This is a genomic window from Vibrio sp. LB10LO1, assembly GCF_010092875.1.
In the GTDB taxonomy this organism is placed as follows: Bacteria; Pseudomonadota; Gammaproteobacteria; order Enterobacterales; family Vibrionaceae; genus Vibrio; species Vibrio campbellii.
The window spans coordinates 1-20,294 of record NZ_JAADJW010000054.1 but is presented as its reverse complement, the minus strand read 5'-3'; the positions used below and the strand labels follow the sequence as shown (position 1 = coordinate 20,294).

The window sequence follows — 20,294 nt, the reverse complement described above, 5'->3', positions numbered from 1 at the left end:
TACCCATAGGTGCACCTGGGTGACCAGAGTTAGCTTGTTGAACACCATCCATGCTAAGAGCGCGGATTGCATTTGCGAGCTCTTTGTTTGAAAGAACGTTACGAGAAGACATGTCTGCTCCTGAGTGCATTAAGCGAATTGATAAAGGAATGTGGGCACGTTAACCAAGAGTACTGGGTATAAAAGTGCGGGCAACATTCTCTCAAAGCCAAAATCTGACTGCAAACGTTTTACTCACCATTTTTGAGGTTTTAACTCAATCTTTTCGCACTTAATGGACAATTTATTAAAAATTCACCCCATCAAAAGCAAACGATTGGGTAATAAGCTAGACGAATTCAAATAGAAAAAGAGCTTGTAATTCGACCGTGGGAAATTAAAATAGACGTCTAGATGTAGAAACACCTACAAACTGTATTGTATTTTTCGTGGCAAGCTTGCGTTAGTTAGCCATGAGTAAACCTTAAGATTGGAGCTATCATGGCTAAGCACCTGTTCACTTCTGAGTCGGTATCAGAAGGTCATCCAGATAAAATCGCAGACCAAATCTCTGACGCAGTTCTTGATGCAATTCTTGAGCAAGACCCAAAAGCACGTGTTGCTTGTGAGACTTACGTTAAAACCGGCATGGTTATGGTTGGTGGTGAAGTAACGACTTCAGCATGGGTTGATATCGAAGAAATCACTCGTGAAACTGTTCGTGAAATTGGTTACGTTCACTCTGATATGGGCTTTGATGCGAACTCGTGTGCGGTTCTAAACACCATCGGTAAGCAGTCTCCAGACATCAACCAAGGTGTTGATAAAGCAGACCCTAAAGAGCAAGGTGCGGGCGACCAAGGCATCATGTTTGGTTACGCAACGAACGAAACTGAAATCCTAATGCCAGCTCCAATTACTTACTCTCACCGTCTTGTTCAAAAACAAGCTGAAGTTCGTAAGAGCGGTAAACTAGATTTCCTTCGCCCAGATGCGAAATCTCAAGTAACGTTCCAATACGACCAAGGTAAGATTGTTGGTATCGATGCAGTTGTTCTTTCAACTCAGCACTGCGATTCAGTAACAACACCTGACCTACGTGAAGCTGTAATGGAAGAGATCATCAAGCCAGTATTGCCTTCAGAGTGGATCACTAAAGACACGAACTTCTTCATCAACCCAACCGGTCGTTTTGTTATCGGTGGCCCAATGGGTGACTGTGGTCTAACTGGTCGTAAAATCATCGTAGATACTTACGGCGGTGCAGCTCGTCACGGTGGCGGTGCATTCTCTGGTAAAGATCCATCGAAAGTAGACCGCTCAGCAGCTTACGCAGCACGTTACGTAGCGAAAAACATCGTAGCAGCTGGCATGGCTGACCGTTGTGAAATCCAACTTTCTTACGCAATCGGTGTTGCTGATCCAACGTCTATCATGGTTGAAACGTTTGGTACTGAGAAAGTATCACACGACATCATCATTGAAGCAGTTCGCCAATTCTTCGACCTACGTCCATATGGTCTACAAGAAATGCTTAACCTGCTGCAACCAATCTACAAGCAGACAGCAGCATACGGTCACTTCGGTCGCGAAGAATTCCCATGGGAAGCGACTGATAAAGCTGAACTTCTACGTGACTTCGCTGGCATCAAGTAATCGAGCCACGCAAGAATCGATAAAGCCCTCGCCTCTGGCGGGGGCTTTTTGTTTCTCCCCTTCCTCTTCTCCCTTATTTGTTCTATGAACAAAAATTCAGCAATTATTTGTAAATTGCCTCATCTCCGCCAATAGTTAACATAATGTTAAATGCACTTTTCGATGCATATAACGTAAAGAAATATGATGCAGGCTCACGTGGCTAAAAGAGTCATGAAAAACGTCAGCCGAACATCTTTTATGGCCTAGGTGCCACCGTGGGACTAAATCAAGGAGGAGTTATGCCTCGTACCGTGAATCCATCCGACTTCCAAAATAAACGAAAGGAAGTCCCAGATAACGAATACGCCAGAACCATTCCATGCAACACTGTGAATCTTTCTGCACCCTTTCATTGGCTCGCACTGGGTCTGCACGACTTCGTTCGCATGCCTATTATTAGTGCCTTTTACGGCATCTGCTTCATGGCCGCTGCGATTGGTATCGTGCTTCTGGTTCAATGGCAAGGCACGCACCTTGTCGTAATGCCGAGCTTGATTGTTTACATGCTGATCGGTCCATTTCTAGCACTTGGCTTATATGACGCAAGCTGGGAAAGAGAGCGTGGGCACAAACCAAGCTTGTTCCACTCAATGAAAGCCATTGGGCGTAACTCGACCTCTCAATGGGCATTCGCCGTATTGCTCGCAGTGTGTATGATTTTCTGGATGCGAATTGCTGCACTGCTTCATGCGCTATACCCTTCTGTACAAGGTGCTCCGCTGACCGAATTCTTACCTTTCTTAGTGATCGGTTCACTCGTTGGTTTTGTCTTGGCTTGTGTGGTCTTCAGCATTTCTGCTTTCTCCATCCCGCTGATGATGGAGCGCCGCGTTGATATGATGACCGCCGTTTTCACCAGCTTTAACGCGGTAAAATCCAACATTCCAGCGATGATTGTATGGGCTGCCATTATTTGTGGCGGTATCTTAATCGGCTTTGCGACGTACGGTATTGGTATGCTCTTCACCATGCCAATCCTAGGCTATGGTACATGGCATGCTTACCACGCGACGATTAAGAAAAAACACACGCCTTAGAAAACTGATGCTATGATCCAGCCCTCGCAAACGCGGGGGCTTTTTTATTGGGTAAACGGGGTAAATCGTGGATATAGAGCTGAGCTACAAAGCCAAACAGGTGATGGCAAATTGCATCGCGATGGCAGAACAAGCCTTCAAACGTTCTTTTCCAATCCCATCTCTGACTTTCAATGTACGTGGCAAAGCCGCTGGCAAAGCCTATTTACAGCTGAATGAAATTCGCTTGAACCCAAAGCTCTTTAAAGAAAATCCTCAAGCGTTTCTCAAAGAAGTAATCCCACACGAAGTCGCGCATCTCATTACTTATCAAGTTTACGGTCGAGTTCGCCCGCACGGAAAAGAGTGGCAAGGCGTTATGGAAGCCGTGTTCAAAGTTCCAGCTAAGACAACGCACAGTTTCGATGTTGCCTCTGTACAAGGTAAAACCTTTGAATACCGCTGTGGTTGTATGACTTATCCGTTGTCCATTCGTCGCCATAACAAAGTTCTTCGCAAAGAAGCGGTATACTCATGCCAGAAATGCCGCCAACCGCTGAGCTTTACAGGCACTCAGCTCTCCTAAAACCCCAAATTTCCCACTTTTTCATTCCAGAAAGAGAGACATTCGCTCTCAAAGTCTCTCTTTTTACCCGTTATTGTTTATTTACTCACCACTAAAGCCCATTTGTGCGTGTTAGAATGAATAAAGTCATACTTTATAAAGACTTTAATCATGAAATACCTGTTCTCTTTATTCCTACTTGCGCTTTCTAGTGCGGCAATTGCTGCGCCTCCAAGCTCTTTCTCTGCGGCTAAGCGTGAAGCGGTAAAAATATACGCCGATCACCCAACCAGCTTCTACTGTGGTTGTGACATCAAATGGCAAGGTAAGAAAGGCATACCCGACCTTGCTTCATGCGGCTACCAAGTGCGTAAACAAGAAAAACGCGCATCGCGCATAGAATGGGAACACGTTGTCCCCGCTTGGCAATTCGGCCACCAGCGTCAATGTTGGCAAAATGGTGGGCGCAAAAACTGCACAAGAAACGACAATGTCTTCAAATCTATGGAAGCCGATCTCCACAACCTGACTCCAGCCATTGGTGAGGTAAACGGTGACCGTTCGAACTACAACTTCAGCCAGTGGAACGGTATGGACGGCGTCAGCTACGGTCGTTGTGAAATGCAAGTTAACTTTAAGCAGCGTAAAGTCATGCCGCCCGATCGCGCGCGTGGTTCAATTGCGCGTACTTACCTCTACATGAGTAAAGAGTACGGCTTCAAACTGTCTAAGCAACAAACTCAATTAATGAGTGCTTGGAACAAATCCTACCCTGTAAACAAGTGGGAATGTGAGCGTGATGAGCGCATTGCTAAGATTCAAGGCAACCACAACCCATTCGTTCAAGAGGCTTGTCGCGCACTGTAATTCTTCCTGCGATTACCGCGATACACCTTCGTAGTTTGAGGCGTTATCATTTACTGCAATGGAAACGCCTCTTGCCCCTTGTTTTTTCGGTGGAAAGCATCCATGTTAGTGTCTAAACACTCGCGTATGCAGGAAATCGAAACACTATGCGTATCCCTCGAATTTATCATCCAGAAACCATTCAACAACTTGGCGTCATTGCTCTGAGCGACGATGCAGCCGGCCATATTGGTCGCGTGCTGCGCATGAAAGAAGGGCAAGAAGTCCTACTGTTTGACGGCAGCGGTGCAGAATTCCCAGCAGTCATCAGTGAAGTCAGCAAAAAGAATGTGATGGTTGAGATCTCTGAACGCGTAGAGAGCGACATTGAGTCACCACTTGACCTTCATCTTGGTCAGGTCATTTCGCGTGGCGACAAGATGGAATTCACCATCCAAAAATCCGTAGAACTTGGCGTTAATACGATTACACCGCTGATCTCTGAACGTTGTGGTGTGAAGCTAGACCAAAAACGTTTTGAGAAAAAACTGGCTCAGTGGCAAAAGATTGCGATCAGTGCGTGTGAACAGTGTGGTCGCAACGTAGTACCTGAAATTCGCCCTATCATGAGCCTAGAAGAGTGGTGCCAAGAAGAGTACGACGGCTTGAAACTAAACCTTCATCCACGCGCGAAATACTCGATCAACACCCTGCCAACACCTGTTGAAAAAGTTCGTCTATTGATCGGCCCTGAAGGCGGTCTATCCTCTGACGAAATCGACATGACTCGCGAATACCAATTTGAAGAGACGCTACTCGGTCCTCGCGTTTTGCGCACCGAAACAGCGGCTCTGACAGCAATTACAGCTTTACAAGTTCGTTTCGGCGATCTTGGTTAAAACGGAGAAAAATAATGATCAAACTCGGTATCGTAATGGACCCAATCTCGTCCATTAACATCAAAAAAGACTCTAGCTTTGCCATGATGCTTGAAGCGCAACGCCGCGGCTACGAAATCCACTACATGGAAATGAACGATCTGCACCTAGACCAAGGTAAAGCAATCGCAGACACTAAAGTGGTTGAGCTTAAAGAAGATCCAAACGGCTGGTATGAATTCAAATCAGAGCAGACTATCGAACTGTCTGAGCTTGATGCTGTACTAATGCGTAAAGATCCTCCGTTCGACACTGAGTACATCTACGCAACTTACATCCTTGAGCGTGCTGAAGAGCAAGGCGCACTGATCGTGAATAAGCCACAAAGCCTACGCGACTGTAACGAGAAACTGTTCACAGCTTGGTTCCCAGAGCTAACGCCAACCACTATCGTGACGCGTAAAGCAGAGAAGATTAAAGCTTTCCGTGAAGAGCATGGCGATGTGATCCTAAAGCCACTTGATGGTATGGGCGGCGCATCTATCTTCCGTGTAAAAGAGAACGATCCAAACGTATCAGTGATCATTGAGACGTTGACGAACCACGGCCAAAACTACGCAATGGCGCAAACCTTCGTGCCAGACATTAGCAACGGTGACAAGCGCATCCTAGTAGTTGATGGTGAGCCAATGCCTTACTGCCTTGCTCGTATCCCAGCAAAAGGTGAAACGCGTGGCAACCTAGCGGCTGGCGGCACGGGTGAAGCTCGTCCACTAAGTGAAACTGATATGAAGATCGCTCAAACGGTGGCACCAACACTAAAAGAAAAAGGCCTTATCTTTGTGGGTCTTGACGTGATTGGCGACAAGCTAACAGAAATCAACGTAACCAGCCCAACCTGTATTCGTGAAATTGAAGCTGCTTTTGATATTTCTATCACAGGCAAGCTAATGGACGCGATTGAGCGTCGTGTAAAAGGCGAATAACTCAAACTGTATTACAGTTAATAAAGAGCGTTGTGGATTAACTTAAGCAAACTCATGCACATACCCGCAGGGGTAAAAGCTTGATGTTTGCTTAAGTGTTTTTAATAGCCTTATAAGGTCGAGATGAGAATGAACCTCACAAACCATTTCTTAGTTGCCATGCCGGGAATGAAAGATCCCTACTTCCAGAATAGCGTTATCTACGTCTGTGAACATAACGAAGAAGGCGCTATGGGGTTGATGATCAACGCTCCTGTCGACATCACAGTAGGCAGCATGCTCAATCAAGTCGAAGTGCAACCTGTGCACCCTCGACTGTTTGAAGCAAGCTTGGATAGACCGGTATACAACGGCGGTCCCGTTTCTGAAGATCGTGGTTTTATCCTGCACAAACCAAAAGACTACTACGAATCAAGCATTCAAATGACCGACGAACTGGCGGTGACTACGTCTAAAGACATCTTGTCAGTACTAGGGACAGAGGCTGAACCAAGTGATTATTTAGTAGCACTGGGATATTCAGGCTGGAGTGCGGGTCAATTAGAAACCGAGCTGGCTGAGAACTCTTGGCTGACCATCGAAGCAACACCAGAGATCATTTTCGATACACCGATTATCGATCGCTGGAAAAAAGCAGTCGAAAAGCTTGGCATCGATCCGAGTCAACTGTCCGCGGATGCTGGCCACGCTTAAAGGCGTACACAACCACTACTTTCATTTATTTAGATTTGAGACTCCTTATGTCACGTACAATCATGGCCTTCGATTTCGGTACCAAGAGCATTGGTAGTGCCATCGGGCAAGAAGTCACAGGTACAGCCTCACCGCTAAAAGCATTCAAAGCGAATGACGGCATTCCAAACTGGGATGATATCGAGAAACAAATTAAAGAGTGGCAACCAGACCTATTATTGGTGGGTTTGCCGACAGACTTACATGGTAAAGACCTAGAGACCATCACGCCGCGAGCGAAGAAGTTCGCCAACCGTCTGCACGGTCGTTACGGTTTACCCGTTGAATTGCATGATGAACGCCTATCAACGGCAGAAGCACGTGCAGAACTGTTCAGTATGGGTGGCTACAAGGCGCTATCAAAAGGCAATATCGACTGCCAATCCGCGGTAGTAATTCTTGAGAGCTGGTTTGAAAGCCTTTGGGGTGAGTAGACATTTCAGGCGCAAATAAAAAAGGTTGGCTTCTGCCAACCTTTTTCGTTTCTGGAATAGATTAATCCATATCGATCTTAACATTCGCCAGCGTGCCTGTAGAGAAGGCTTCACCACGTTGCGTCTTCAACATTAAACGTAGATCGTTGGCTGAATCTGCACTGTGCAATGCATCCTCTTCGCTGATCTTACCTTGCATCACCAACTTGTAGAGCGATTGGTCGAAGGTCAACATCCCGAACTCGTTAGAGCGAGCCATGGTCGATTTCAATTCATGCAGGTCACCTCGACGGATCAGATCAGAAACACGTGGACTGTTTAATAAGATCTCAAACACGCCATGACGCCCCTGACCGTTCTTATCACGGATCAACTGCTGACCCACCACACCTTTTAAGTTCATCGACAGATCAAATAAGAACTGATCTTTCTGATCTTTCGGCACTAGGTGCAAAATACGCTCCAGCGCTTGGTTTGCGTTGTTGGCGTGCAGTGTCGCCATACACAAGTGACCAGTCTCAGCAAAGGTCATCGCGTATTCCATCGTTTCTCGGCTACGGATCTCACCAATCAAAATCATGTCTGGCGCCTGACGTAACGAGTTTTTCAACGCCACTTCATAGCTGTCGGTGTCTAGGCCAACTTCACGCTGTGTCACGATGCAACGCTTATGTTCGTGCACAAATTCAATCGGGTCTTCTACCGTCAGGATATGACCCGTTTTGTTGTTGTTGCGATAACCCGTCATCGCCGCCATAGTGGTCGACTTACCAGAACCAGTGGCACCAACCACCAGCACTAAACCACGCTTGGCAATAGCAAGATCTTGCAGTACCAAAGGTAACTTAAGTTGCTCAAACGTCGGAATATTGGTTTCAATACGACGAATAACGGCTCCCGGTAATTCACGTTGGAAAAAGGCACTGACACGGAAACGACCACAATCACGGACAATGGCAAAGTTAGACTCACGGCTTTTACGAAACTCCTGGCGTCGCTCTGGTTCCATTGCACTGTCAAGTAACAAGGCGACATCATTTTCAGTCAGCTTATCGCCTTGCGGGCGCAATTCACCATCCACACGAAACAAAATCGGAGCACCGACAGTGATGTAGAGATCCGACGCTTTTAACGCCAACATGCCTTCGAGAAATTTATTCAGATCCATCGTCCGTATTCGCTATTTCCTGAGTAATTCGTTACGAGAATTGCTGCGCTTCAATTTCAACTTTCTTATCCACTTCTTCACGCGATACCATGCCTTGCGCCATCAATTGACGAGCATTCTGCTCCATGGTCTGCATACCATGCGCCGCACCGGTCTGAATGATCGAATACATCTGCGCGACTTTGTCTTCACGAATAAGGTTACGGATCGCAGGTGTCGCCATCATGATTTCATGACAAGCAATACGACCACCACCATTACGTTTTAACAGTTTTTGTGCAATAACCGAACGCAGCGACTCCGACAGCATCGAACGCACCATGTCTTTGTCACTACCTGGGAATACGTCGATAATACGGTCGATGGTTTTCGCTGCTGAGCTAGTGTGCAGCGTACCGAAAACAAGGTGACCCGTTTCAGCAGCCGTCAGCGCCAAACTGATGGTTTCTTTATCACGCATCTCACCAACTAGAATCACATCCGGGTCTTCACGTAATGCGCTGCGCAGTGCGTTTTGGAAGCTGTGTGTATCACGGTGTACTTCACGTTGGTTGATCAGACACTTATTGTTGGTGTGAACAAATTCAATCGGATCTTCAATTGTTAGGACGTGCTTATTGTGATTACGGTTAATGTAGTCAACAATGGCTGCCAAGGTAGTCGATTTACCAGAACCCGTTGGACCGGTAACCAATACCAGCCCTTTTTCAGCATTGGCAATCTTTCTGAAGATCTCTGGGGCTTCTAGCTCTTCCAGTGTTGGAATGCTACTTGGGATGGTACGGAACACAGCCGCACAACCGCGAGATTGGTTGAAAGCGTTGACGCGAAAACGGCCAACGTTATGCAATTCAAATGAAAAATCGACTTCGAGTTTTTCTTCGAACTCACTGCGCTGCGCATCGTTCATGATTTCAAAAACCAAACGATGCACTTCTTGGTGTGTAAACGCTGGAATGCCCAGCTTTCTTACATCACCATCAATACGAACCATTGGTGGTACACCTGCAGAAAGATGTAGATCCGAAGCATTATGTTTTACACTAAAATCCAGTAACTCAGTGATATCCATTTAAAATCCTTAAGTCTAAAGTACAGCTATGAGTAGTATTCAACAAAACATTGAACATATCACCTCTCAAATTCGACACGACGAACAAAAATGCGGTCGTGCTCCAGAGTCAGTGCAACTTCTAGCAGTAAGCAAAACTAAACCTGTCGAGGCAATTCTCGAAGCTTACCAAGCTGGCCAAGAGGCGTTTGGTGAAAACTACGTCCAAGAGGGCGTCAGTAAAGTTCAGCACTTTGCCGAGCATTATCCAGATAATCGAATCGAATGGCACTTCATTGGTCCAATTCAATCCAATAAATCACGCCCTGTTGCTGAACATTTCGATTGGGTTCACACCATTGATCGCGCTAAGATCGCTCAACGCCTCAATGACCAGCGTCCAAGGGAGCTAAAACCACTGCAAGTTCTGATTCAAGTTAACACCAGTGGTGAAGAGTCAAAATCTGGCGTTGCTGATGCAGAAATATTCGAACTGGCTGAGTTGATTTCTCGCCTTCCAAACCTCACGTTAAGAGGGTTGATGTCGATTCCTGCCAACGTGCCAGATTACGAATCGCAACTTCGCGCATTTAAGCAACTTGAAGAGCTAAAGCAAAAGCTAGCCCAGCAGTACCCGGATGTCGACACGCTATCCATGGGTATGAGCGGAGACATGGATGCGGCAATCGAAGCAGGTAGCACTATGGTGCGAATTGGCACAGCGATTTTTGGCGCGCGCGACTACAGCAAACAGCAATAAAAGCGACTCGTTGTTAGACACTGCGAATTTGAGTCTGAGTGCCTTCTATTTCGGCACTCAGAGCAAAGTGGTGCAATTATACACCTGAGCGCACAACAAATTGTAAGAATTTATATTTGGAAATCAGACATATGGAACATAAAAAGATTGCCTTTATCGGCGCGGGAAACATGGTGCGTGCGATTGTTTCTGGTCTCGTAGCAAATGGCTACCCAGCACAGAACATCGTTGCGACCGCCCCATCGGAGACACGTCGCCAACCTCTTGAGCAAAACTTTGGTATCCGTACCACCAGCGATAACATCGCAGCCGCGACAGAAGCGGATGTTGTGGTATTGTCTGTGAAGCCACAAATGATGGAAGAAGTGTGTAAACCACTGCAATCTATAGACTTCAGCAATAAACTGGTTATCTCTATTGCGGCTGGCATCAACTGTTCACGCTTGGATGACATGCTAGCGACTAAGCTCAACTTGGTTCGCGTGATGCCAAATACACCATCGCAACTTGGTTTGGGCATGAGTGGTCTTTACGCGCCAGAACATGTGCAAGAACAAGATAAAGCCTTCGCGGCAGAGCTAATGCAAGCCTGCGGTAAGGTATGCTGGGTTGAACAAGAATCTGGAATCAACAATGTGATTGCAGCGGCAGGCAGCGCACCGGCTTACTTCTTCCTGTTTATGGAAGCGATGCAAGCGGAAGCGGTTGCTCAAGGTTTCGATAAAGACACTGCTCGCACGTTAGTTCAACAATCCGCACTTGGTGCAGCAAGTATGGTGGTAGAAAACCCACAAACTGAGCTTTCTACACTGCGCGAGAACGTCACATCAAAAGGTGGCACAACGGCAGAAGCACTACGTACGTTCAACGAGCACCAACTGTCTGATATTGTGGCGAAAGCAATGCAAGCTGCGGTTGCTCGCGCTGAAGAAATGGAAAAACTGTTTTAATGACTTGAGTGATACCCACTCTGTGTCACTCACTTACTTGTTAAGGGTACCTTATGAATTCAATGAGTTTTCTCATCTCAACCCTATTTGACCTGTACATCATGGTCGTCATTTTGCGTATATGGTTGCAAGCTGCTCGTGCAGATTTCTACAACCCATTCTCGCAGTTCATCGTCAAAGCGACTCAACCGGTTGTGGGTCCACTGCGCCGCGTGATCCCATCCATCGGCAGCATCGACCTAGCGACGGTACTGTTCGCTTACGTACTGTGTGTGCTTAAGTTTGTTGCGCTGATCCTGATCGCTTCTAGCGGGTCAGTTTCATTCAGCATGGATTTCCTATTCCTAGGCTTATTGTCTCTGATTAAAGCCGCTGGCGGCTTGTTGTTCTGGGTACTATTGATCCGCGCAATCCTGAGCTGGGTTAGCCAAGGTCGCAGCCCTATCGAATACGTATTCCATCAACTAACTGAACCAATGCTAGCACCAATCCGCCGCATCATCCCTGCAATGGGTGGCTTCGATTTAAGCGTGCTTGTGTTGTTCATCGGCCTACAATTCGCTAACTTCCTAATGGGCGACATGATTGGTCCTATCTGGTATCAACTATAATGTCAGAAGCAGTTTGGCGTGATGGCGAGGATGTGGTGCTTCGGCTCTACATCCAACCAAAAGCAAGCCGCGACAAGATCGTCGGCTTGCATGGTGAAGAGCTCAAAATTGCCATCACCGCGCCGCCTGTCGATGGTAAAGCGAATGCGCACTTAACCAAGTTTTTAGCCAAACAATTTAAAGTTGCTAAAGGTTTGGTTCACATAGAAAAAGGTGAACTGGGACGTCATAAACAAATTCGGATAGAATCCCCAGTGCAAATACCTACAGAAATTAAAGCCATCATTTGATGGCTTTTTATTTACGAAATTCGTACCAATAATAAAGCGTCCGATTCGAGGAAGTGATAATGAGCAAATGGATTACCGCCCTACTGATCAGCCTGTTGTCTTTACCAAGCATGGCAGGTCAGTTCAAAACAATGAAAGACATCGAGGTCCACTACATCGCGTTTAACTCAACCTTTTTAACTCCCAAGATCGCCCGTAGCTACGACATCAAGCGTAATGGCTACAATGCAGTACTGAACATCAGCGTGCTCGATAGTGCCTCTCTGGGTAAGCCAGCCGTTGAAGCTAAAATCAGTGGTCAGGCGAAGAACCTTATCGGTCAAACGCAAAAGCTCACCTTCCGTGAAGTGAAAGAAGGCGATGCGATTTACTACCTAGCAGAGCTCGGTATCACTAACGAAGAAACTTTTACCTTCGATATTGACGTTAAAGCTGGAAACAAAGGCTCAGGTAAGCTTAAATTCACCCAGAAATTTTATGTCGAAGAGTAATTGGGTTGTGATGATCTAAAAGCTTTTAGAACATCATAACCCTAGAACTAATTTAATCAGGGAGAACACTGCGTTCTCCCTTTATCGCTACAGAAAGAGACGACCATGAAAAAGATAGTGCTAGCAACAGGCAACCAAGGCAAAGTTCGTGAGATGGCAGATCTGCTGTCTGACTTCGGTTTTGAAGTATTGGCGCAAAGTGAATTCAACGTATCTGAAGTAGCAGAAACTGGCACCACTTTCATTGAAAACGCGATCATCAAAGCTCGTCATGCAGCACAAGAAACGGGGCTTCCTGCGATTGCGGACGACTCAGGCTTAGAAGTCGATTTCTTGAAAGGCGCTCCGGGCATTTACTCTGCACGCTATGCAGGTGAAAAGGCCTCTGACCAAGAGAACCTAGAGAAGCTGCTGAAAGCAATGGAAGGCGTACCAGAAGCAGAGCGCACCGCTCGCTTCCACTGCGTATTGGTTTTGATGCGTCACGAGAACGATCCAACTCCTATCGTTTGTCACGGCAAGTGGGAAGGTCGCATTCTAACTGAAGCACACGGTGAAAATGGCTTTGGCTACGACCCAATCTTCTTCGTACCTGAAGACAACTGCGCGTCAGCCGAACTGGAGCCAGCACGTAAAAAACAACTGTCTCACCGCGGTAAAGCACTCAAGTCGTTGTTTGCTCAACTATCTGAGCAAGTGTCTCAGTAATCACGAGCGAATTAGACCATGTTAACGCCCCCTGCACTGAGCTTGTATGTACACATCCCGTGGTGTGTACAAAAATGCCCGTATTGCGACTTTAACTCTCACGCGCTCAAAGCCGAGATCCCAGAAGAAGAGTACATCAATGCCCTTCTTGAAGATTTGGATACCGACATTGAGAAATACCGTCTTAACGAAGCGCCACGTCCACTGCATTCAATCTTCATTGGTGGTGGTACGCCGAGTTTGATTTCGGCAGAAGGCATCGAGCGTCTACTTAAAGGTATTGAAGCGCGTATTCCGTTCAAGCCTGAAATCGAAATCACCATGGAAGCCAACCCAGGCACCATTGAAGCTGAACGTTTTGTTGGCTACCGCAAGGCTGGTGTAACGCGCATCTCTATCGGTGTGCAAAGCTTTGAGCAACAGAAGCTTGAGCGTTTGGGGCGTATTCACGGTCAAGACGAAGCCGTGAATGCAGCGAAGCTGGCGCACCAAATTGGTTTGAACAGCTTTAACCTCGATCTCATGCACGGTTTACCTGATCAAAGCATCGAACAAGCCTTGGCAGATTTGGATAAAGCGATTGAGTTGGCGCCGCCGCACCTCTCTTGGTATCAGCTGACCATAGAACCAAACACCATGTTCTACTACAAGCCACCGACTCTGCCAGATGATGATGACTTGTGGGATATCTTCGAACAAGGACATGAGAAGCTGGCAGCAGCAGGTTACGTGCAATACGAGATTTCAGGTTACAGCAAGCCGGGCTATCAGTGTCAGCACAACCTGAACTATTGGCGCTTTGGTGACTACCTTGGCATTGGTTGCGGCTCACACGGTAAGCTGAGCTTTGCTGATGGTCGCATCGTCCGTACCATTAAGGTCAAGCACCCACGTGGCTATCTGATGGCATACCAAAACATGGTGAAGCCATATCTGGATAGTGAGCAGCTTGTGGCTGATGAAGATCGTCCGTTTGAGTTCTTTATGAACCGTTTCCGCTTAATGGAGGCGTGCCCGAAACAAGACTACATAGATACAACAGGCCTACCGTTGAGCTCGATTCAAGAGACTATCGATTGGGCGCTAGAGATGGGTTACCTAAGTGAAACCGAGACTCACTGGCAAATTACCGAGAAAGGTAAGCTGTTCCTGAATGATTTGCTTGAAGCTTTTATGGCGGAAGAGGAATAAGAGATTCGGGAACGGACTGGGTCCTTCGAGAAACGAAATCCATGACTACATCTACCTAGATAGAAACAAAAAGGGTTGGCGCTCAAACGCCAACCCTTTCATTTATTCGTAACAACACTTATCTAAAGCGAAGCGTTCCTAAGTCCCTAATCCACAAGGACGAAGTCCGTTCTCACTTCTCGTCTCTTTTCCTTAGAAAATCGAACGACCAATACGCTCAGCAAGTAACTCAAGCGCTTTAGTACCAGCGAGTGAGTTACCAGATGCATCAAGCTCTGGTGACCAAACAGCAATCGTCATTTCACCCGGTACGACAGCGATGATGCCACCACCAACACCAGACTTACCCGGCATACCAACGCGGTAAGCAAATTCACCGGCACCATCGTACAAGCCACAAGTTGCTAGCAATGCATTCAACTGCTTGGTTTGCGTTGGTGATACCACAGGCTTACCCGTTTGTACCGACGTGCCTTTATTGGCTAAGTAGCTAAAGGTCTTCGCCAGATCGACACAGCTCATCTTCAACGCACAAGCATGGAAGTAGTTTTGCAGAACTGGGATAACCTCGTTCTCGAAGTTACCAAATGAACGCATCAAGTACGCGATCGCAGCGTTGCGGTCGCCATGCATCATTTCAGACGCTGCAACCACTTTGTCGTACACGATATGAGTGTCACCAGATAGCTGACGAGCAAATTCCAATAGACGCTGACGAGGCGCAGAGAGACGGCTTTGCAGCAAATCAGCTACCACAATAGCACCGGCGTTAATGAAAGGGTTACGTGGAATGCCCTGCTCCATCTCTAACTGGATCATCGAGTTAAACGCCTGACCAGAAGGCTCTTTACCTACACGACACCAGATCTCTTCTTGCTTGTACAAGCACATTGCCAGAGTCAGGCTCAACGCTTTTGAGATCGACTGAATCGAAAATGACTCTTCTGCATCGCCCGCTTTAATCACTTCACCTTCATTGGTGTATACCGCGATACCCAGCTTAGTATTGGGTACTTTTGCCAATGCGGGAATGTAGTCGGCCACTTTGCCTTGGCCAATTAAAGGGCGAACTTCCGCCAGAATGTCTGTCAAAATTTGCGCTGTAGGTTTCATCTTCTACCTTCTTGTCACAAGAACCCAAATGGCTGGGCCCAGAGGTAAAAAAAGCCAACGCGGACGTTGGCTTTTCCATGGAATTTATTCGACTCAAGTCGATTATGGTTTTATTGCCACAATGATGTTGCGGTTGATGGATTGATCAACACGGTGAAGATAACCGATGTAAGGCTCTTCTGAAAGTACCTTCCACCCTTGCTCTTCAAATAATGCCGCCACGTCTTTCCACTTCAAGGTAAATTCGTTGAAAGACAGCACTACAGAACCTTGCTTCTTCAGCACCACTTTCCATGCAGGCAGAGCCTCTTTTAGAAGCTCTAGTGGGCTGCGGTTCAGTTTGCTGTCTTTGGCATTTTTGCTGCCGTGCTGCACGCCGTAAGGCAAGTCAGACACCATCACATCTACCGAGTTCTTCTTCACAACTTGGTCTGCAATACGCGTATCTGCTGAGTACAGCTTCATTGTTTGAAGATTACCTTTGTTGTAATCGTCTTTGTCCGCAGCTGCCTCAACCACGAAGCCATCTGCCACTTTTTTACCACCAGAAGTGCGCTTTTCTTTGCTCACTTTGTGCTTAAAGCGACCGTTCTTCATAAACTTAACGATGAAGGTTTGGATCTCTTGAACCCATTTCTGGTTGATCTCCACACCCACAACGTTCAAGCCGTGGATCAAACCTTCAAACAGTGTTGTACCTTTACCACACATAGGATCCATCAGCGTCAATTGCGCACTACCCGTGTTGGCAGCACTGACGCCTAGGTTCACCATCAAACGCGTAAACTGCTCGTTTGTTTTACCTGTGTAACGCAGGATCTGACTCATGCTCTCAGGGAAAGTATTGAATGCAGGCGCCTGAATTGGACGTAATAAGCCATCTTCACGCACTTCAAATAGCGCGTAGTAGATAGATGACGCAGCAATCTTGCCGGCCTGTGCTTCACTTAGTTCGGTTTCGCAAGAGAACACAAGTGCAGCAGGAAGACCCACGTCTTTGTTGCCAATTTCAGTTACTTCAACACCTTCCGACGCCAAAATCGCTTTCAGCTCAGAACATGCAATCGTCATTGCGCTATCAAAGTAAATACGGTTATTACCCGGATTCGCTAATATCGCGTAGTGGTACATCTACTGGCTCCTTAAGCAGTACGCTTGAATTTGATATCCCACACACCGTGACCTAGACGGTGACCGCGAGCTTCAAATTTAGTCAGTGGACGCTCTTCTGGACGAGGAATGAAGTCGCCTTCTTCAGCGATGTTGTCGAAACCAGGTGCTTGGTTCATGATTTCAATCATGTGCTCAGCGTAGTTTTCCCAGTCTGTCGCCATGTGGAAGATACCTTCATTAAGGATAAGCTTCTGACGAACCATTTCAGCGAACTCAAGCTGTACGATACGACGCTTGTGGTGACGCTTTTTGTGCCATGGGTCTGGGAAGAACAGTTGTAGCGTTGCTAGGCTACCATTTGGGATCATGTGTTCGAATACTTCTACCGCATCGTGACACATTACACGTAGGTTAGTGATACCGGCTTCGCGAGCATCTGCAAGACAAGCACCAACGCCTGGGCTATGAACTTCGATACCGATGAAGTTTTTCTCTGGCGCGTTCTTTGCCATTTCAACCAATGAAGCACCCATACCAAAGCCGATCTCAAGCACTACTGGGTTATCGTTGCCAAACACTTCTTTCCAATCAAGAAGTTCTGCTTTGTAGTCGATACCCATTGTTGGCCAGCACTCGTTCATCGCATTTTCTTGGCCCTTAGTTAGACGACCTTCGCGACGCACGAAACTGCGGATTTTACGGATCATTTTACCGTCTTCGTTGTATTCGTTAGTGGTTACTTCACTCATTGATTTTGCCTGCACATTGATTAATCAAAGCGGGGATTATCCAAAGAATTCACTTAGGTGCAAGTATTTGTTGAGCTATCGGACTATGGCAGCCCAAAAGCAAACAAACCAGACACAATATCCCCACAGTTTATCTGTTGTACTTACACCACAATCTGTGGTGCAATTTTGCTCCTAACCAATAATAGAATACAGAGCAAGTCGTGACACCTTTCGCCAGTGCCATCTTAGAATGGTATGACGCATATGGAAGAAAAGATCTTCCGTGGCAACAAAACAAGACCGCTTATAGTGTCTGGTTGTCTGAAATCATGCTTCAGCAAACTCAGGTCACTACGGTTATCCCTTATTACCAACGCTTTTTGGAGCGCTTCCCGACCGTGGTCGATCTTGCCAATGCTGAGCAAGATGAAGTGCTGCACCTTTGGACCGGCTTAGGTTATTACGCTCGTGCTCGTAACCTTCATAAAGCCGCAAAAGAGGTCGCCCATAAATACAATGGTGAGTTTCCTCTAGACTTAGAGCAGATGAATGCTCTGCCGGGGATTGGTCGCTCCACCGCCGCTGCGGTTCTTTCGTCCGTCTATAAACAGCCACATGCGATATTGGACGGCAACGTAAAGCGCACACTTTCACGCTGTTTTGCCGTGGATGGATGGCCGGGACAAAAGAAAGTCGAAAATCAATTGTGGGAAATCGCAGAAACGCACACGCCACAAACAGACGTCGACAAGTACAATCAAGCCATGATGGATATGGGTGCCATGATGTGTACCCGCAGCAAGCCTAAATGCACCTTGTGTCCAGTCAGCGATCTTTGTGTCGCAAAGAAACAAGGTAATGTGCTTGATTACCCGGGTAAGAAGCCGAAAAAAGACAAGCCGGTCAAGCAAACACGTTTCGTTATGCTGCATCACAAAAATGGCGATAGTCACGAAGTGTGGCTAGAACAAAGACCGCAGACGGGTATTTGGGGCGGGCTATTTTGCTTCCCGCAAACCGAGCATATTGATGTAGAGAGCGATATTGAGTTACTACTGGAACAACGTGGTATTCAAGCCAACGATATTAGACACCAAGAAACTCTGATTACGTTTCGTCATACATTCAGCCATTACCATCTCGATATCACACCGATTTTGATTGACCTGTCAAAGCAACCCAATGTGGTGATGGAAGGTAACAAAGGTCTTTGGTATAACTTATCTAAACCTGAAGAAGTCGGTTTGGCAGCCCCAGTAAAACTCTTACTGGAAGCGCTACCCCACGAGCTTCGTTAATTAATTGCAAGGAGTCATTATGAGCCGCACTGTTTTTTGTGCTCGACTAAAGAAAGAGGGCGAAGGTCTAGACTTTCAACTTTACCCAGGTGAACTAGGTAAACGTATTTTCGATAATATCTCGAAAGAAGCTTGGGCTCAGTGGCAGCACAAACAAACTATGTTGATCAACGAGAAGAAGCTCAACATGATGGATCCTGAACATCGCAAACAACTTGAGACTGAAATGGTGAATTTCTTGTTCGAAGGTAAAGATGTTCACATCGAAGGCTACACGCCACCAAGCGAATAAAGCAAACTTGTTTTAAAACAATGACATCACAACCAACCTTGTGGTGTCATTTTTATATTAGAGCCCACAAAGCCATCTCAATAGTTATGAAAAAAATTGCCTTTATTGCTACCGCACTCTTAATGGCAGGTTGTAGCCGCGAATTCGTCGAGCAAATTTACGATGTCAATTACGAGCCAACCAACCGTTTTGCCAACAACCTAGCAGAACTGCCGGGACAGTTTGAAAAAGACACCGATGCTCTCGATGCACTGATCAGCAGCTTCTCTGGCAACATTAAAAAGCGCTGGGGCCAACGTGAAGTGAAAGTCGCAGGTAAAAGCAATTACGTAAAATACATCGATAACTACTTGAGTCGTGCAGAAGTCGACTTCCAAAAAGGTGTGATTACCATCGAAACGGTTTCTCCAACAGAGCCACAAAAACACCTTAAGAACGCCATTATCACCACACTTTTAACGCCAGATGATCCGGCTAGTGTCGACTTGTTCTCTTCTAAAGAGATCAAATTGGAAGGTCAGCCCTTTCTTTACAATCAAGTTGTCGACCAAGACAAAAAACCCATTCAATGGTCATGGCGCGCGAATCGCTTTGCCGATTACTTGATTGCTAATCAAGTAAAAACCAAAGATGTCGACTTTAAGAAAGCGTATTACGTTGAAATCCCAATGGTAGAAGACCACTTCTCACAGCGTAGTTACCAATACGCAGACATTGTGCGTCGTGCCTCGAAGAAATACGACATCCCTGAAGATTTGATTTACGCCATCATCAAAACCGAAAGTAGCTTTAACCCGTACGCAGTAAGCTGGGCTAATGCGTATGGATTGATGCAGGTTGTGCCGAAAACAGCTGGCCGTGATGTATTCAAGCTGGTGAAGAACCGTTCTGGGCAACCAAGCCCTGAATATTTGTTTAATCCAGAAAACAACATTGATACTGGAACGGCTTACTTCTACATCCTTAAAAACCGTTATTTGAAAGATGTACAGCACCCAACTTCGTTGGAGTACAGCATGATTTCTGCTTACAACGGCGGAACTGGTGGTGTTTTAAACACTTTCCATCGAACTGATCGCAAACGTGCGATGCAAGATTTAAATTCTTTACAGCCAAACCAAGTTTATTGGGCACTAACCAAGAAACACCCGAACGCAGAAGCACGTCGTTACCTAGAAAAAGTTACAAATTTCAAAAAGGAATTTAACGCAGGGTAAACTTTTTTCCGACAGTTGAATAAAAAGCGTTCGAACAACCACTTTTTTGAAATTATTTAAAAAAAGTGGTTGACGCAAAGCAGGAAAATCCGTTTAATAGCGCTCCGTCGCCCGGATAGCTCAGTCGGTAGAGCAGAGGATTGAAAATCCTCGTGTCGGTGGTTCGATTCCGCCTC

Annotated in this window: 24 protein-coding genes; 18 read left to right on the top strand and 6 right to left on the bottom strand. The window is 46.5% G+C overall.

Annotated features, from left to right (window positions below):
- Window positions 1-112, bottom strand: a 112-nt coding sequence (locus GXP65_RS23615; protein WP_162093861.1) for a hypothetical protein, incomplete at its 3' end; no start/stop codon positions are given.
- Window positions 113-480: 368 nt separating this feature from the next.
- Here GXP65_RS23615 and metK point away from each other — a divergent pair.
- The 8 genes from metK to ruvX all read left to right on the top strand — a co-directional run bounded on the left by metK (window position 481) and on the right by ruvX (window position 7,134).
- Entirely contained in the window at window positions 481-1,635 is a 1,155-nt protein-coding gene (gene metK / locus GXP65_RS23610) for a methionine adenosyltransferase (RefSeq protein ID WP_005425833.1), read from the top strand.
- Window positions 1,636-1,916: 281 nt separating this feature from the next.
- Window positions 1,917-2,714, top strand: coding sequence for a DUF2189 domain-containing protein (locus GXP65_RS23605; RefSeq protein WP_045371819.1), 798 nt, complete (start codon window positions 1,917-1,919; stop codon window positions 2,712-2,714).
- 67 nt (window positions 2,715-2,781) lie between these two features.
- On the top strand, window positions 2,782-3,279 hold the full coding sequence (locus tag GXP65_RS23600) for a SprT family zinc-dependent metalloprotease (RefSeq protein ID WP_050909532.1): 498 nt from the start codon (window positions 2,782-2,784) through the stop codon (window positions 3,277-3,279).
- A gap of 150 nt (window positions 3,280-3,429) precedes the next feature.
- Window positions 3,430-4,125: a deoxyribonuclease I gene (endA, locus tag GXP65_RS23595; protein WP_162093860.1), complete on the top strand. Its 696-nt coding sequence runs from the start codon at window positions 3,430-3,432 to the stop codon at window positions 4,123-4,125.
- Window positions 4,126-4,271: 146 nt separating this feature from the next.
- The gene (rsmE, locus tag GXP65_RS23590) at window positions 4,272-5,003 is read left to right on the top strand and encodes a 16S rRNA (uracil(1498)-N(3))-methyltransferase (protein WP_045384524.1); all 732 of its coding nucleotides are present in this window, start codon (window positions 4,272-4,274) and stop codon (window positions 5,001-5,003) included.
- 14 nt (window positions 5,004-5,017) lie between these two features.
- Window positions 5,018-5,968, top strand: a complete 951-nt coding sequence (gene gshB, locus GXP65_RS23585; protein ID WP_077200192.1) for a glutathione synthase — start codon at window positions 5,018-5,020, stop codon at window positions 5,966-5,968.
- Between the two features lie 129 nt (window positions 5,969-6,097).
- Entirely contained in the window at window positions 6,098-6,661 is a 564-nt protein-coding gene (locus GXP65_RS23580; RefSeq protein WP_010450344.1) for a YqgE/AlgH family protein, read from the top strand.
- A gap of 47 nt (window positions 6,662-6,708) precedes the next feature.
- Window positions 6,709-7,134 (top strand): Holliday junction resolvase RuvX, encoded by a 426-nt coding sequence (ruvX, locus tag GXP65_RS23575; protein ID WP_162093859.1) that lies wholly within the window; start codon window positions 6,709-6,711, stop codon window positions 7,132-7,134.
- A gap of 61 nt (window positions 7,135-7,195) precedes the next feature.
- On the opposite strand, the gene GXP65_RS23570 is transcribed toward ruvX, so the two are convergent.
- Both GXP65_RS23570 and GXP65_RS23565 read right to left on the bottom strand, forming a co-directional pair.
- A complete protein-coding gene (locus tag GXP65_RS23570) occupies window positions 7,196-8,302 on the bottom strand; it encodes a PilT/PilU family type 4a pilus ATPase (protein WP_005425812.1) in 1,107 nt (368 codons plus the stop codon).
- 31 nt (window positions 8,303-8,333) lie between these two features.
- Window positions 8,334-9,374: a type IV pilus twitching motility protein PilT gene (locus tag GXP65_RS23565; protein ID WP_005425810.1), complete on the bottom strand. Its 1,041-nt coding sequence runs from the start codon at window positions 9,372-9,374 to the stop codon at window positions 8,334-8,336.
- A 28-nt stretch (window positions 9,375-9,402) separates the two neighbouring features.
- On the opposite strand from GXP65_RS23565, the gene GXP65_RS23560 reads away from it, so the two are divergent.
- From GXP65_RS23560 to hemW, 7 genes are all read left to right on the top strand, one after another.
- Window positions 9,403-10,113: a YggS family pyridoxal phosphate-dependent enzyme gene (locus GXP65_RS23560; protein ID WP_162093858.1), complete on the top strand. Its 711-nt coding sequence runs from the start codon at window positions 9,403-9,405 to the stop codon at window positions 10,111-10,113.
- 131 nt (window positions 10,114-10,244) lie between these two features.
- Window positions 10,245-11,063 carry a pyrroline-5-carboxylate reductase gene (gene proC, locus GXP65_RS23555; protein WP_162093857.1) on the top strand — a complete coding sequence of 273 codons (819 nt, stop codon included), beginning with the start codon at window positions 10,245-10,247 and terminating at the stop codon, window positions 11,061-11,063.
- Between the two features lie 53 nt (window positions 11,064-11,116).
- Window positions 11,117-11,674 (top strand): YggT family protein, encoded by a 558-nt coding sequence (locus GXP65_RS23550; protein ID WP_005425806.1) that lies wholly within the window; start codon window positions 11,117-11,119, stop codon window positions 11,672-11,674.
- Complete coding sequence (yggU, locus tag GXP65_RS23545) at window positions 11,674-11,964, top strand: DUF167 family protein YggU (RefSeq protein WP_162093856.1); 291 nt, start codon at window positions 11,674-11,676, stop codon at window positions 11,962-11,964. Before GXP65_RS23550 ends, yggU begins: the two co-directional genes overlap by 1 nt.
- 59 nt (window positions 11,965-12,023) lie before the next feature.
- Window positions 12,024-12,455, top strand: a complete 432-nt coding sequence (locus GXP65_RS23540; protein ID WP_005425804.1) for a DUF4426 domain-containing protein — start codon at window positions 12,024-12,026, stop codon at window positions 12,453-12,455.
- Window positions 12,456-12,560: 105 nt separating this feature from the next.
- Window positions 12,561-13,163 carry an XTP/dITP diphosphatase gene (locus GXP65_RS23535; protein ID WP_005436525.1) on the top strand — a complete coding sequence of 201 codons (603 nt, stop codon included), beginning with the start codon at window positions 12,561-12,563 and terminating at the stop codon, window positions 13,161-13,163.
- Window positions 13,164-13,181: 18 nt separating this feature from the next.
- Window positions 13,182-14,354 carry a radical SAM family heme chaperone HemW gene (gene hemW, locus GXP65_RS23530; RefSeq protein ID WP_162093855.1) on the top strand — a complete coding sequence of 391 codons (1,173 nt, stop codon included), beginning with the start codon at window positions 13,182-13,184 and terminating at the stop codon, window positions 14,352-14,354.
- Window positions 14,355-14,546: 192 nt separating this feature from the next.
- On the opposite strand, the gene glsB is transcribed toward hemW, so the two are convergent.
- The 3 genes from glsB to trmB all read right to left on the bottom strand — a co-directional run bounded on the left by glsB (window position 14,547) and on the right by trmB (window position 17,329).
- A complete protein-coding gene (gene glsB / locus GXP65_RS23525) occupies window positions 14,547-15,467 on the bottom strand; it encodes a glutaminase B (protein WP_005425799.1) in 921 nt (306 codons plus the stop codon).
- 102 nt (window positions 15,468-15,569) lie between these two features.
- Window positions 15,570-16,598 carry a DNA methylase gene (locus tag GXP65_RS23520; protein WP_162093854.1) on the bottom strand — a complete coding sequence of 343 codons (1,029 nt, stop codon included), beginning with the start codon at window positions 16,596-16,598 and terminating at the stop codon, window positions 15,570-15,572.
- A gap of 11 nt (window positions 16,599-16,609) precedes the next feature.
- Window positions 16,610-17,329, bottom strand: coding sequence for a tRNA (guanosine(46)-N7)-methyltransferase TrmB (gene trmB / locus GXP65_RS23515; protein ID WP_012128949.1), 720 nt, complete (start codon window positions 17,327-17,329; stop codon window positions 16,610-16,612).
- 203 nt (window positions 17,330-17,532) lie between these two features.
- On the opposite strand from trmB, the gene mutY reads away from it, so the two are divergent.
- From mutY to mltC, 3 genes are all read left to right on the top strand, one after another.
- The gene (gene mutY, locus GXP65_RS23510; RefSeq protein WP_005436529.1) at window positions 17,533-18,609 is read left to right on the top strand and encodes an A/G-specific adenine glycosylase; all 1,077 of its coding nucleotides are present in this window, start codon (window positions 17,533-17,535) and stop codon (window positions 18,607-18,609) included.
- A gap of 19 nt (window positions 18,610-18,628) precedes the next feature.
- Window positions 18,629-18,901, top strand: coding sequence for an oxidative damage protection protein (locus tag GXP65_RS23505; protein WP_005425792.1), 273 nt, complete (start codon window positions 18,629-18,631; stop codon window positions 18,899-18,901).
- An 86-nt stretch (window positions 18,902-18,987) separates the two neighbouring features.
- Window positions 18,988-20,118, top strand: a complete 1,131-nt coding sequence (gene mltC / locus GXP65_RS23500; protein WP_038863707.1) for a membrane-bound lytic murein transglycosylase MltC — start codon at window positions 18,988-18,990, stop codon at window positions 20,116-20,118.
- Window positions 20,119-20,294 lie beyond the last annotated feature (176 nt).